The 13,847-nt window shown below is 51.7% G+C and carries 10 protein-coding genes; 6 read left to right on the plus strand and 4 right to left on the minus strand.

Translation table 11 applies throughout. From position 1 onward, the window contains the following. Window positions 1-28: 28 nt before the first annotated feature. Entirely contained in the window at window positions 29-2,065 is a 2,037-nt protein-coding gene (ftsH, locus tag AB2U10_RS06205) for an ATP-dependent zinc metalloprotease FtsH (protein ID WP_367913481.1), read from the minus strand. A 30-nt stretch (window positions 2,066-2,095) separates the two neighbouring features. After that, on the minus strand, window positions 2,096-2,488 hold the full coding sequence (gene rsfS, locus AB2U10_RS06210) for a ribosome silencing factor (RefSeq protein WP_367913482.1): 393 nt from the start codon (window positions 2,486-2,488) through the stop codon (window positions 2,096-2,098). 74 nt (window positions 2,489-2,562) lie between these two features. Here rsfS and AB2U10_RS06215 point away from each other — a divergent pair, with 74 nt between their 5' ends. Then, window positions 2,563-3,312, plus strand: coding sequence for a biotin--[acetyl-CoA-carboxylase] ligase (locus tag AB2U10_RS06215; protein WP_367913483.1), 750 nt, complete (start codon window positions 2,563-2,565; stop codon window positions 3,310-3,312). Between the two features lie 87 nt (window positions 3,313-3,399). Further along, the gene (locus tag AB2U10_RS06220) at window positions 3,400-6,063 is read left to right on the plus strand and encodes an MGH1-like glycoside hydrolase domain-containing protein (protein WP_367913702.1); all 2,664 of its coding nucleotides are present in this window, start codon (window positions 3,400-3,402) and stop codon (window positions 6,061-6,063) included. On the opposite strand, the gene AB2U10_RS06225 is transcribed toward AB2U10_RS06220, so the two are convergent. Then, window positions 6,028-9,054, minus strand: a complete 3,027-nt coding sequence (locus AB2U10_RS06225) for an efflux RND transporter permease subunit (RefSeq protein WP_367913484.1) — start codon at window positions 9,052-9,054, stop codon at window positions 6,028-6,030. The two genes, AB2U10_RS06220 and AB2U10_RS06225, sit on opposite strands and share 36 nt — an antisense overlap. Window positions 9,055-9,064: 10 nt before the next feature. Beyond that, window positions 9,065-9,907, minus strand: coding sequence for an efflux RND transporter periplasmic adaptor subunit (locus tag AB2U10_RS06230; RefSeq protein ID WP_367913485.1), 843 nt, complete (start codon window positions 9,905-9,907; stop codon window positions 9,065-9,067). Window positions 9,908-10,313: 406 nt separating this feature from the next. On the opposite strand from AB2U10_RS06230, the gene AB2U10_RS06235 reads away from it, so the two are divergent. The 4 genes from AB2U10_RS06235 to sufB all read left to right on the plus strand — a co-directional run bounded on the left by AB2U10_RS06235 (window position 10,314) and on the right by sufB (window position 13,798). Next, entirely contained in the window at window positions 10,314-10,724 is a 411-nt protein-coding gene (locus AB2U10_RS06235; protein ID WP_367913486.1) for a 6-pyruvoyl trahydropterin synthase family protein, read from the plus strand. Then, window positions 10,721-11,809 (plus strand): lipid-A-disaccharide synthase, encoded by a 1,089-nt coding sequence (lpxB, locus tag AB2U10_RS06240; protein WP_367913487.1) that lies wholly within the window; start codon window positions 10,721-10,723, stop codon window positions 11,807-11,809. The genes AB2U10_RS06235 and lpxB overlap by 4 nt, the downstream gene beginning before the upstream one ends. Before the next feature lie 4 nt (window positions 11,810-11,813). Then, the gene (locus AB2U10_RS06245) at window positions 11,814-12,287 is read left to right on the plus strand and encodes a hypothetical protein (RefSeq protein ID WP_367913488.1); all 474 of its coding nucleotides are present in this window, start codon (window positions 11,814-11,816) and stop codon (window positions 12,285-12,287) included. 65 nt (window positions 12,288-12,352) lie between these two features. After that, a complete protein-coding gene (sufB, locus tag AB2U10_RS06250) occupies window positions 12,353-13,798 on the plus strand; it encodes a Fe-S cluster assembly protein SufB (protein ID WP_367913489.1) in 1,446 nt (481 codons plus the stop codon). The last annotated feature ends 49 nt before the right edge of the window (window positions 13,799-13,847 follow it).

A 13,847-nucleotide genomic window follows, 5' to 3' on the forward strand; every position in this document is an offset into this window, starting at 1 on the left:
TAAAAAAGCCCGGTCACCCGGGCTTTTTTTATGCTTCTTTTTCTGTAGTCTGATCTTCCGGTCTGGGGTCGGAAACCTGTGCGGCTTCCGGGTCTTTTTTGTCCAGGAACTCCTGGTAAACCGTTGGCTTATCGAACGGCCTTTCACCGATGATCTCCACCAGGTCGTGCTGGTAAATGATCTCCCTTTCCAGGAGGGCTTTGGCCAGCAGGTCCAGCTGGTGACGTTTTTCAACCAGCAGGTCTTTGGTGGTAGAATACGCCAGGTCGATCAGCTTCTTCACTTCTTCATCGATCAGCTGGGCTGTACTTTCCGAATACGGCTTGGAGAACGAATACTCGTTTTGTCCTTTGGAGTCGTAGTACGAAATGTGGCCCAGCTTATCGTTCATACCGTAAATGGTCACCATGCTGTAGGCCATTTTGGTGATCTTTTCCAGGTCGCTCAGGGCGCCGGTAGAGATTTTGCCGAACACCACTTCTTCAGCGGCACGGCCACCGAGGGCCATACACATTTCGTCAAAAAGCTGTTCGGTACGGTAGAGATACTGCTCTTTCGGCAGGTACTGGGCATAGCCCAGGGCGGCAATGCCCCGGGGCACGATGCTCACTTTTACCAGCGGGTTGGCGTGCTCCAGGAACCAGCCGGCAATGGCGTGCCCGGCTTCGTGGTAGGCCACGATCTCTTTTTCTTCCGGCGATATCAGCTTATTCCGCTTCTCCAATCCACCGATCTCCCGGTCAATGGCATCCTGGAAATCTTTCATCTCCACCTGCTGCTTTCCTCTCCGGGCAGCCAGCAGGGCTGCTTCATTACATACGTTGGCAATTTCAGCCCCGGCAAAACCGGGTGTCTGGGCGGCCAGCTTCTTGGCATCTACTTCTGCAGCGGCTTTTACCGGCTTCAGGTGAACTTTAAAGATGGCTTCACGGCCGTTAATATCGGGTACATCCACAGAGATCTGGCGGTCAAACCGGCCGGGTCTCAGCAGGGCGGCATCCAGCACGTCAGGACGGTTGGTGGCTGCCAGGATGATAATACCGGTATCAGAACCGAAACCGTCCATCTCTACCAGCAGCGAGTTAAGCGTATTTTCACGTTCATCGTTTCCACCCGGCATAGCGCCTTTTCCACGGCTCCGGCCTACGGCGTCGATCTCGTCAATAAAGATGATACACGGTGCTTTTTCTTTGGCCTGCTTGAAGAGGTCACGTACCCGGGCAGCGCCCACACCCACAAACATCTCCACAAAGTCAGAGCCTGAAAGCGAGAAGAACGGCACGCTGGCCTCACCGGCCACGGCTTTGGCCATCAGGGTCTTACCCGTACCCGGAGGGCCCACCAGCAGGGCACCTTTCGGTATTTTACCCCCCAGCTCGGTGTATTTGCCCGGTTTTTTCAGGAATTCCACGATTTCGGTCAGCTCTTCCTTGGCTTCATCGAGGCCGGCAACATCGGCAAACGTTATTTTCACGCGGTTATCGGCATCAAACAGGGCGGCTTTCGACTTGCCGATATTGAATATGGCACCGCCGGGACCACCGCCTGACATCCGGCTCATCAGGAAATACATGAGACCGAAAAGGAACAGCCACGGGAACAAAGAGAGGAAGATCTGCATGTAATCGCTTCTTTCCACCGACTCGGGGTAAAGCTTGCTCTTGTAGTCGTCAGGCAGGTTGCTTTCTTTCAGGAAAGTTGTAAAGCTGCTCATGAACGAATCATCCGAAACCACGCTCATTTCCAGGTGCGGCCCTTTGGAAAACTTGGCATTGCCCAGCTTGCTCCGGTACGCAGGATTGTTGAGGCCCTTCTGGTTGAGTGAGATCTCCACCATTTTTTTCCCTTTTACGATAGCCAGGGCTTCCACTTCCTGGTTAGTGACCATTTCCTCGAACGTTTTATAAGGAACGGTAGGAAGCGCACTTTTGGAATTGAAGAAGAGCAGGCCCATAATGGCAAGAATAAGCGTGGCTACCATCCAGCCCTGCATACCGCCCGGCGGGGTAGGGTTGATCTTCTTCCGTGGTGAATTGGGCTGGCTTTTATTATTATCGTCAGACATAATTTACTTCGTTAAAATTTTGGTACATTGTTATTGGAGGGGTACTTTCGAAGGCACCAGGGTATCTCCGTAATAAGAGAAATCGGCGTCGCCCCAAAGGCTTTCCAGGTCGTAAAACTCCCGGCGGTCTTTCCTGAATATATGAACTACCACGTTCACGTAATCCAGCAGGATCCATTCCCTGTTGGAGAAACCCTCTTTATGCCAGGGAAGTTCCTGGGAAGATTTGAAGACCTCTTCATCTACAGAATCAGCAATAGCTCCGATCTGGGTGTCGGACCCGCCGGAGCATATAACAAAAAAGTCGGTTATGGCACCGGGTACCTTTCTTAAATCCAGTTTAACAATATCAAATCCCTTCTTTTCCTGTATTCCGTTTATTATTAGATCACATAAGGCCTCACTTGAAAACTTTTTCTTCATTCAAAAATCTTAATTGTTAATTTTGGAGCCGGGAAACCAGACCCCTTTTACTCAAAACGCTAAATTAATTTATTTTGCTCAAACTTCAGCCCAAAAGTTTATTTGTCGGTCAAAAACAAATTTATCTGCCACATTGTCATTCTACCAATGACGTAGCTTCCGGATTAAGCCAGAACGGTACTTTTACTGACGGCACCCTGGTGATCACAGACTACCAGAGCAAGGGCCGCGGACAGCGGGGTACCCAATGGGAGGGTGAGCCGGGTAAAAACCTAATGATGAGCCTCCTGCTCGATACCTCGTTTCTCGATGTGGCCCGCCAGTTTGACCTCAGTCTATGTGCAGCCCTGGGAGTGCATGCGGCTTTACGGTCTGCCGGCCTGGCCAATGCCCGGGTAAAATGGCCTAATGACCTGTATGCCGGCAACCGGAAGATCGGCGGTATCCTGATTGAGAATATCCTGCGGGAGTCGCGCCTGAGATCGTCGGTGGTGGGTATTGGCATTAATATCAGCCAGAATACATTCGGCAACCTGCAGGCTTCTTCCCTGAGCCTGGAGGGTTGCACCGTTGACCGGGATACCCTGGCCGAACAGGTATGCTTTTATTTTGAACAGTATTACCTGCGGCTTCAGCAGGGAGACGACCTGCGCCGGGAATACCTGCCGGTTTTACTGGGTCTCAATGAAGAGCGGGAGTATATTTCCGGCGATACGAAATTTACGGGCATTATCCGCGGTATTTCAGAGACCGGCCAGCTGATCGTGGAGTCTGAACTTCCCAGGAAAAATTTTGATATTAAGGAAATATCCTTTTGTTTTTAGAGAAAATCGGCCCGGTTAGCAGGCTGAGCAATATTTTTGTGTAATATTGGCCAATCCTTAAGCAGTTAAATAGTGAAAATTGAAAAGATGATGTCCAACGTGGAAAAGCACAGGCTTTTGGAACGGAGTGACAACAAAGGTTGGAAAAAGTGGGGGCCTTACCTGTCAGAACGGCAGTGGGGAACGGTTAGAGAAGATTACAGCCGCAACGGCGATGCATGGAATTATGTAAGCCATGATCTCTCCCGTTCACGGGCTTACCGCTGGGGAGAGGACGGCATAGGAGGGATTTCCGACAACAAACAGCACATATGCCTGGCATTTGCCTTCTGGAACCACAAAGACCCGATTTTAAAGGAGCGGCTTTTCGGGCTTACCAATAACGAGGCGAACCACGGAGAAGACGTCAAGGAGCTGTACTATTACCTCGACAGCACCCCGACCCATTCGTATATGAAGATGCTGTACAAGTATCCTATGGCGGTTTTCCCTTACGATATCCTGAAAGCTGAAAACCGGAAAAGGGGGCGCCGCGAAGACGAATTTGAGCTGGTAGACACGGGCGTTTTCGATAAAAACGAATATTTCGATATTTTCATAGAATACGCCAAAGCCGAAAAAGACGATATCTGTATTAAAATCACAGCCCATAACCGGAGCACCAGGGCGGCGCCGTTGACCCTGCTGCCTACCCTCTGGTTCAGGAATACCTGGTCATGGGGATACAAGGAATTTGAGAAAAAACCTATCCTGACCGGTATATCCAACAGCCAGGTAGAAGTATATCACCAGTATTTCAGCCGGATGAAGCTGTATTGCAAAGAAGCCGATGAACTGATCTTTACCGAGAACAATACGAACAATAAGCGGGTATACGGAACGCCAAACGAGACGCCCTATGTCAAAGATGCCTTTCACGAGTATATCATCCGGGATGCCAGGGAAGCGGTCAATCCCAACAAGATAGGAACAAAAGTGGCCGCCCGTTACAAACGCATGGTGAAAGCCGGCGGATCAACTACGGTTTGCCTCCGGTTTACCACCAAAACCATGCTGCATAACCCGTTTGAAGATTTTGACCAGGTCTTTGAAGACCGGAAGAAAGACGCCGAAGATTTCTACGGAATATTGCAGGAAGAAGTAAAAGACAAAGAGCTCAGGAACATTCAGCGCCAGGCTTTTGCCGGTATGCTGTGGAGCAAGCAGTTTTACTATTACAACATCAATCAATGGCTGAAAGGGGATCCCAAAATGCCTTTTGATTTCAGGGGACGCGATTACGAAAGGAATGCCAGCTGGCATCACGCCTATATGGCCAATATCCTTTCTATGCCCGATAAATGGGAATACCCCTGGTTTGCTGCCTGGGACCTGGCCTTTCATACAGTTACCCTGGCCAAGGTAGACCCTGACTTTGCCAAACGGCAGCTGTCGGTGGTGTTGCGCGAGTACTACATGCACCCTAACGGGCAGATCCCGGCCTACGAATGGAACTTTTCGGATGTGAACCCGCCCGTGCACGCATGGGCCACCCTGCAGGTGTACGAGCACGATAAGCGGATGAACAATGGCAAAGGCGACATCGTGTTCCTGGAAAGGGTTTTTCATAAGCTCCTGCTGAACTTCACCTGGTGGGTGAACCAGAAAGACGATGATGGCAATAACATTTTCGGCGGCGGCTTCCTGGGCCTGGATAATATCGGGGTGTTTGACCGGAACGCGCAGATTCCCGGTGTGAAGCTGCAGCAGGCCGATGCCACCGGCTGGATGGCCATCTATACGCTCAATATGCTGCGCATAGCCATGGAAATAGCCATTGAAAGACCGGCTTACCAGGATATGGCTTCCAAATTCTTTGAGCACTTCCTGCACATTGCAGCAGCCATCAACACCCCGATGGACAAATCGGGTCTCGGCCTGTGGGACGAAGACGACCAGTTTTATTACGATAAAATCTTCTCCAACGATAACCGTACGCTCTTCCTGAAGATCCGCTCGCTGGTGGGGCTGATCCCCTTGTGCGCGGTAGAGGTCATTGATGACGAGATGCTCGAAAAGCTGCCCGATTTCAAGCGCCGGCTCGAATGGATCCTGGCCAACCGGGCCGACCTGGCCGCCCTGATCTCGCGGTGGTATGAACCCGGTAAGGGAGAAACCCACCTGCTGTCGCTGCTGCGGGGGCACCGGATGAAGATGGTCTTTAAGCGGCTCTTTGACGAAACCGAGTTCCTGTCGGATTACGGCATACGCTCATTGTCGAAATATCACCTGGAGAATCCCTACCATTTCAACCTCCATGGTGAGCGGCTGACGGTAACCTATACCCCCGGAGAATCCGACCTTTCTATCATGGGAGGGAACTCCAACTGGCGTGGCCCGATCTGGTTCCCGCTGAATTACCTCATCATTGATTCCCTGCACAAATATTCGGAATATTACGGGGAGCATTATGAGGTGGAGTACCCCACGGACTCGGGGGAAATCATTACCCTTAAAGAGGCGGCCTTCCAGATATCGGAACGGCTGATCGACCTGTTCCGCGATAAAAACGGGCACCGGCCGTACAACGGCGGGGTGGAACTCTTTGACAAAGACAAAAACTTTACCCCGTATTACCTGTACAACGAGTATTTTCACGGTGACACCGGCAAAGGGCTGGGAACCTCTCATCAGACCGGTTGGACCGGCCTGGTGGCTGACCTGATCCAGGAGGTTTCAGAAAAAAGGAACGGGAAAGACCGGAAGAGCTGAGAGCCTTCCGGTAATTGTTTTATTTCCAGCCTCCGCCCAGCTATGCAATACCTGGAACAGCAGGTAAAGGAGCGGGATGATAAACAGCCCCAGCAAGATCCCGAAGAGCATGCCCCCGGCGGCACTGATGCTGACCGATTTATTGCCGATGGCAGAAGGCCCTACCGAAACCATCAGCGGGATAAGCCCCGCCACAAAAGCCAGCGAGGTCATGATAATGGGCCTTAGCCGGAGCCTTGCGGCGGTCAGGGCGGCTTCAAGGGCTGTGGCACCCTGCTTGCGACTCTGTATGCCGTATTCCACGATCAGGATGGCATTTTTAGCCAGCAGCCCGATCAGCATGATCAGCCCCACCTGCACATAAATGTTGTTTTCCAGCCCGGCCAGGTTGATGAAAGCAAATACGCCCAGGATACCCGTGGGAATAGACAGCAATACAGCCAGCGGAATGATATAGTTTTCGTATTGAGCGGATAACAAAAAGTAAACGAAAATGATGCTCAGGGCAAAGATCAGGGCCGTTTGCGAGCCGGCTCCCTTCTCTTCCAGGCTGATGCCCGTCCACTCGTAGTTGTAGCTGGCCGGTATTTTCTGAGCCGCCAGCTTTTCAACCGCCGCAATGGCATCACCGGAGCTGTATCCCGGTGCGGGCGAAGCCTTGATGCTGATGCCGTTAAACAGGTTATAACGGGTGACTATCTCGGGCCCGAACACCCGGTTTACCCGGATCAGCGTATTGATCGGGATCATTTCCCCCTTATTGTTCTTTACACCCAGGGCCTTGGCTTTCAGGTAATCAATGGTGATTTCGTATTGGGGGAAATCGGCTTTAAACGAAGTAAAGGCGTTTTTAATCTGGGGAAGCCGGTTCATTTCCCGGATAAACTCGTCAGCCACCTGGCTGAAATTCGAAAACTCCCCGCCCAGCCGGTCATGCAGCACCAGCTCAATCCCGTCAAAGTCACCAAAACCCTGAACGGTAGGCCGGACAAATACCGAGATCCGGGCATCGGTAACCGTACCCAGCTGTTTGCGGAGGTCGTCAATCACCCGGTGGATAGACTGTCTTTCGGCAATGGGCCTGAGGTTGATGTACCCCATTCCGAACGAAGGACTGGTTGAGCCGTCAATCACGTTATAGCCTGAAATACTGTTCACCGATGCCACGGCAGCATGCTTCTGAATGATGCGGTCGGCCTGGGTGATGGCTTCGGTGGTCCGGTTCAGCGAAGAGCCCGAGGGCATGGCCAGGGAGTAGGTCAGGAAGCTGTCGTCTTCTGTAGGGATGAACGACCGGGGTGTTACGGCAAACAAAAGATACGTGAGAAGGAACACCACGGCCAGCCCGAGCAGGCTCATTTTTTTATGGGCGGTGGTCCACCGCACAATCCCGGTATACCGGTCGGTAAAGGCCTCAAAACCGTAGTTAAAGCTTTTGAACAGGCGGTCTCTGTAGCGGGCAAATGTGCTTTTGCCTTCGGTGTCTTCGTCGGCAGGCCTGAGCAGCAGCGAGCACAGCACGGGGCTGAGCGTAAGCGCATTAATGGTCGAAATGAATACGGCTGCTACAAGCGTGTAGGCAAACTGGCGGTAAAACAGGCCTACGGGGCTTTCAAGGAAGCCCACCGGCAGAAACACCGCGGCCATCACCAGGGTAATGGAAATCAGCGCCTTTGAGATCTCGTTCATGGCTTCTACCGTGGCCGGGTAGGTCTTCATCTTTTTGCTGTGCATTTTATGATACACCGCCTCCACCACCACAATGGCGTCATCTACCACGATACCGATAGACAGCACCAGGGCAAACATGGTGAGCACATTGATGGGAAAGCCCATCAGGTCGAGGAAAAAGAACGTTCCGATAAGAGAAACCGGGATAGCAACGGCCGGGATAAGCGTAGCCCGGTAATTCTGCAGGAAGATAAAAACCGTGATAAAAACCAGGATAAAGGCTTCAAACAGGGTTTTGATCACCTGGTGGATGGATTCGTCGATCTGTTCACGGACACTGTAGGAAATATCGTAGGAAATGCCTTCAGGAAACAGCCGGGCGGTGTTTTCCAGCACCTCCCGTACTTTCTGGTCGATGACCTTGGCGTTGGAGTTGTTGGTTTGCGACACGTTGATGGTGATACCCGGCCGGGCGTTGACCTTGTTGTCGCTGCCGTAGTTGGAAGAGCCGAACTCTACCCGGGCCACGTCTTTAAGGTACAGCACAGAGCCGTCCTGGTTGGTGCGTATGGGTATGCACTCGTGTTCTTCGGGCTCGCTGAAACGCCCCTTGTGCTTCAGAACCGCCTCGAAAACCTCGTAAGAGGCCTCTCCGAATTTACCGGGGGCAGCTTCAAAGTTCTGTTGCCGAATGGCGCTGATCACCTCCTGCGGAATAAGCCCGTAAACGGCCAGCTTCTCCGGGTTAAGCCAGATCCGCATGGAATAGTCGCGCCCGCCGAGAAGCGTGGCCTGCGCTACGCCTTCCACCCGCAGGATCTCCCGGATAACGTTGATCCGGGCATAGGCCTGCAGAAAAGTTTCGTCGTAGGGGCCATCGGCCTTATCGCTGAAGATATTGATGGTCATGATGCTCCCACTCTGTCTTTTGACCACGGAGATCCCCGCTTCATTTACTTCGGCCGGTATCTGGTTAACCGCCTGCGAAATGCTGTTCTGAACATTGACAGCGGCAATATCGGGATCGGTGCCCGGCTTGAAAAAAACAGAGATGGAGCCCGAGCCCGAGTTATTTGCGCTCGACTTGATGTAGGTCATATTCTCCACCCCGTTCACCGCCTCTTCCAGCGGCAGGAGCACCGACTTGGCGACGGTTTCGGCGTTACCACCGGGATAGGATACGCTGATGCTTACACTGGGAGGCGCAATATCCGGGAAGCGGGTCACCGGCAGGCGCGTAATAGAGATCAGTCCGGAGATCAGGATCAGCAATGAAATGACAGAAGCGAGCACCGGCCTGCTTAAAATGTATTTAAACATAAAAATGCGTTTATCTGGTTTTCTGGCTAAGAATCTGGGTTTCGGTCATAGGGCTTAGCTTAATGCCTTCTGTTAATTTGTCGAGTCCCGAAGTCACAATCCGGTCTCCCTCTTTCAGGTTATGGTCTGCTACGATGTAGTTTTTGCCTGATTTTCCTTCGATAGTGATCAGCACCCGTTCTACGGTATTATCGCTTTTCAGCCGGAAAACAAAGGTCCTGTCCTGGATCACCGAGGTGGCTACCTGCGGCATCAGCAGCACATTGGGGTGCAGCTGTTCCATGAGGATCTTCCCGGTATTTCCCGACCGCAGCAGCTTGCCGGGGTTAGAGAAAGTGGCCCGCAGCGATATGGCCCCGGTTGAACGGTTCACCTGGCCGGCATCGGCATCCATACGCCCCGGCAGCTCATAAACCGAACCGTCGGCCAGCACCAGCTTTACATTGGGGTTGATCTTTTTGGCTGTTGAATCCTGGCTCATCTTTTTGAAGAAAAGATAATCCGACTCACTCATCGTAAAGTAAACGTATACCTCTTCTATGTCTGACAGCACGGTGATGGGCTGGCTGTCGTTTTTGGCCACCAGGTTGCCGATACGCTTCGGAATACGCCCGATATACCCGTTTACAGGAGCTTTTATGGTGGTGAAGCCCATGTTGATGCGGGCGGTGGCCTCCTGGGCCTGGGCGCGCGCCAGCGAGGCCTTGGCCACCTCGTAATTCGACTGGGCGGTTTTCAGCTGCACGTCAGAAATAACTTCGTTATCCACCAGGGGCTGCAGGCGGGTCAGCTCGATCTGGGCCGTTTGCAGCCGGGCCTTTTCCACTTCCACATTGGCCCGGGCATTTTTCACTTCGCCAGTCCGGGGTCTTCTTTTTCTTCTTCTTTACATCCGGTAAACAGGAAGGCTAAGCCGCTGATCAGCCATAAGATCTTTACGATTTCTTTCATTATCCTTGTCGTTTTGAAATTACTGCAGGAGGGGGATTTCCCGGTGTATGTAGCGCAATGAATGATTTATAACAGGTTCAGTTCAGGCCGGCCCCTCCGGGTTTATTGTCATGCAAAGTAAAAGCATTTGTAGTGCCCGGGGAAGCTTTTTAAAGGCCTGAGCACCAGATTTAATTGAATTTTACTTGAAGTTAAAATAAGCTTAAAAAGAAAAAAGGCGCTACAGCCCGGCTTTTGCAGACTAATTCTGCCGGATATTGTGTAATCTCGGATTTTGAGAATAATTTTGCCCTCTGAACTTTGCAGTGATGATTCAGATAACAAGAAGAGAGACATTTAACGCGGCGCACAGGCTGTATAACCCGCGGTGGTCGGAGGAGAAGAATTTCGGGGTTTTCGGGCCCTGTTCACGGGTTCACGGGCATAACTGGGAGCTCTTTGTAACGGTAGAAGGAGAAGTGAGCGAGGAAACCGGCTTTGTGATCGATCTCAAAGCGCTCAGCCGGACCATGCGCGAAGAGGTCATTTCAAAAGTAGATCACACCTATCTGAATGAAGATGTGGAATTCCTGAAGGGGAAGCTCCCCACTACCGAGAATTTTGCCATGGCCGTATGGAAAATTTTGCAACCCGTGCTCCGGGAAAAATACGGTGTTGAGCTGTACCGGATCAAGCTGACGGAAACCGCCAACCATTTTGTAGAATATTTTGGGAAATGAAATATTTTATCGTAGCCGGAGAAAGATCGGGCGACCTGCACGCAGGTAACCTGGCGGCCGCCATGCGGCAGCTTGACCCGGCTGTGGAGCTGCGCGGCTGGGGCGGGGAAAAGATGCGGGGGGCCGGTGTACAGATACTGCAGCGCTACGAGGAGCTGGCCTTTATGGGCTTTTGGGAAGTGCTGAAAAACCTGGGAAAGATCAGGGGCTTCATGCGCCTGGCACAGCAGCAGATTGAAGCCTTCAGCCCCGATGCGCTGATCCTGGTAGACTATGCCGGCTTTAACCTCCGGCTGGCCAGGTGGGCCAAAGCCCGGGGCATACGCGTCTTTTATTACATTGCGCCCAAGGCCTGGGCCTGGAACAAAAGCCGTGTGCACCAGCTGCGGAAATACACCGATCTTACGCTGGCCATTTTCCCTTTTGAAGTGCCTTTTTTTGAACAATACGGTGTACCCGTAAAATATGTGGGTAACCCGCTTTTTGACGAGATCCGGCAGTTCAGGCCCGATCCCGCTTTCCTGGCTGACCGGGGAAGCAAACCGGTGGTTGCGCTGCTGCCGGGCAGCCGGAAACAGGAGATTGAGGCCATGCTGAAAACCATGGCTGAACTGACCCGCACCCTGCCGGAGTATCAGTGGGTGATTGCCGGGATCTCCACCTTCCCGCGCGCATTCTATACTTCGCAGGGAGGAACATTTCAGCTGGTGTTTGACCGCACCTACGACCTGCTTTCCGTAGCCGATGCCGCCGTGGTGACCTCCGGTACTGCTACCCTGGAAACCGCCCTGTTCCGGGTGCCGGAAGTGGTGGTGTATAAAACCAGTGCGCTTACCTATGCCATTGCCCGCCTGCTGGTGAAGATCCGTTTTATTTCACTGGTGAACCTGGTGGCGGATAAGGAAGTGGTGAAAGAGCTTATACAGGGAGAATACACGACGGAAAACACCGGAAATGAGCTGAAAAAGCTGCTTTCGGATAATAAATTCCGGGAAAGGCAGTTAAATGAGTATAAAATCCTGACGGAAACGCTGGGAGACCGTGAAGCCTCGAAAACCGCGGCACACACTATTTTAAACTTTTAAATACATGAAAAAGATCACGCTCGTATGTATATTGTTTTTAACGGCCCTGGCCTGTAAGAAAGACGATCCGGAAACTCAGGGAACGCCCATGGAAAGGCTGGCCGGTACGGAGTCGAAAAAGTGGAAGCTGAGCTTTGCCGAAGCCAGGGATAAGGAGGGGGCCTCTGTTTCGTTAATGGCGCTCTACGAATGCTGGGCAGATAATTTGTTAACACTTTATAGCAACGGAACCTATACCTTGGAGGATACCGATAAAAAATGTTCAAACTTTGAGGATATATCTTCTTCATGGACACTTTCAGAAAACGCGGATCAGATTAAGCTGGCCAACTTCACGATTGCCGGCCAGGCTTTTGAAAACCTGACCCTGGAAGTGAAAGAGATCAAAAAGTCTTCTTTTTCCGGGATAGCCCGGAATGTTACCTACGGAACCCTTGTGGCGGATGAAGTAGAGCTGCGTTTTAAGGTATCCGATTAAGTTTTTTCATTCTCCGAAACATATTTGCAGGTTTGCGTGTTAAGTTATAGTAATGGTATGCATTTATGAGTAAAGATACAGATATACTGGAGGAAATCACCTCCTCGGAATATAAATACGGGTTTTATACAGACATCGAGGCCGATGAGGCGCCTCCGGGTCTGAGCGAAGACATCGTACGGTTCATTTCAGCCAAAAAGAATGAGCCGGAGTGGATGCTGGAATGGAGGCTCAAAGCCTACAACGAATGGTTAAAAATGACCGAGCCGGCCTGGGCCAACGTAACGTATGAAAAGCCTGATTTCCAGGCTATCAAATACTACTCGGCCCCCAAGCAGCAGAAAAAGCTGAACAGCCTGGATGAGGTGGATCCCGAGCTGCGGAAGACCTTTGAAAAGCTGGGTATTTCACTCAGCGAGCAGAAGCGTATTTCAGGTGTGGCGGTAGATGCGGTGATTGACTCCGTATCGGTAGCCACTACTTTCCGCGCCGAGCTGATGGAAAAAGGCATTATTTTCTGCTCTATTTCTGAGGCTATCCAGGAGCATCCCGAGCTGGTGAAGAAATACCTGGGCTCGGTGGTTCCGGTGAAAGACAATTTTTATGCGGCCCTGAATTCCGCCGTTTTTTCTGACGGTTCGTTCTGCTACATTCCGAAAGGAGTAAGATGCCCTATGGAGCTGTCTACCTACTTCCGGATCAATGCTGCCGGTACCGGGCAGTTTGAGCGTACCCTGATCATTGCCGATGAGGGAGCCTATGTCAGCTACCTGGAAGGGTGTACAGCCCCCAGCCGGGATGAAAACCAGCTTCACGCGGCTGTAGTAGAGATATTTGCCCACGAGAATGCGGAAGTAAAATACTCTACCGTGCAAAACTGGTATCCCGGAGATAAAGAAGGAAAAGGCGGTGTCTTTAACTTTGTAACCAAAAGAGGCCTGTGCTTCGGAAATAACTCCAAGATCTCCTGGACCCAGGTAGAAACCGGTTCGGCCGTGACCTGGAAATACCCGTCGGTTATCCTGAGAGGAGACCACTCTATCGGTGAATTTTACTCCGTGGCAGTGACCAATAACTTCCAGCAGGCGGATACGGGTACAAAGATGATCCATATCGGTAAAAACACCCGGAGCCGGATCGTTTCCAAAGGTATTTCAGCCGGAAGAAGCCAGAACTCCTACCGGGGGCTGGTAGAAATATCGAAGCGGGCCGATAACGCCCGTAACTTCTCACAGTGTGATTCCATGTTGCTGGGCGACCGTTGCGGAGCGCATACTTTCCCGTACATTGAATGCAATAACCCAACAGCCAACGTGGAGCACGAAGCGACTACCTCTAAAATCGGGGAAGATCAGCTGTTCTACTGCAACCAGCGGGGAATTGATACCGAAACGGCTGTAGCCCTCATTATCAACGGTTACGCCAAGGAAGTGCTGAACCAGCTTCCTATGGAATTTGCCGTAGAGGCGCAGAAGCTGCTGGCGGTGTCGCTGGAGGGCTCTGTGGGGTAAAAAAGAATCGTATTTTTGCTAAGGTCTGCTTTTAGTAGACCTTTTTTTA

Source organism: Leadbetterella sp. DM7, from assembly GCF_040829825.2.
GTDB lineage: Bacteria > Bacteroidota > Bacteroidia > Cytophagales > Spirosomataceae > Leadbetterella.

Coding starts and splice junctions, on each gene's coding strand:
- ftsH (WP_367913481.1), bottom strand. CDS start 2,065: ATGTCTGACGATAATAATAAAAGCCAGCCCAATTCACCACGGAAGAAG.
- rsfS (WP_367913482.1), bottom strand. CDS start 2,488: ATGAAGAAAAAGTTTTCAAGTGAGGCCTTATGTGATCTAATAATAAAC.
- AB2U10_RS06220 (WP_367913702.1), top strand. CDS start 3,400: ATGATGTCCAACGTGGAAAAGCACAGGCTTTTGGAACGGAGTGACAAC.
- AB2U10_RS06225 (WP_367913484.1), bottom strand. CDS start 9,054: ATGTTTAAATACATTTTAAGCAGGCCGGTGCTCGCTTCTGTCATTTCA.
- AB2U10_RS06235 (WP_367913486.1), top strand. CDS start 10,314: ATGATTCAGATAACAAGAAGAGAGACATTTAACGCGGCGCACAGGCTG.
- lpxB (WP_367913487.1), top strand. CDS start 10,721: ATGAAATATTTTATCGTAGCCGGAGAAAGATCGGGCGACCTGCACGCA.
- AB2U10_RS06245 (WP_367913488.1), top strand. CDS start 11,814: ATGAAAAAGATCACGCTCGTATGTATATTGTTTTTAACGGCCCTGGCC.
- sufB (WP_367913489.1), top strand. CDS start 12,353: ATGAGTAAAGATACAGATATACTGGAGGAAATCACCTCCTCGGAATAT.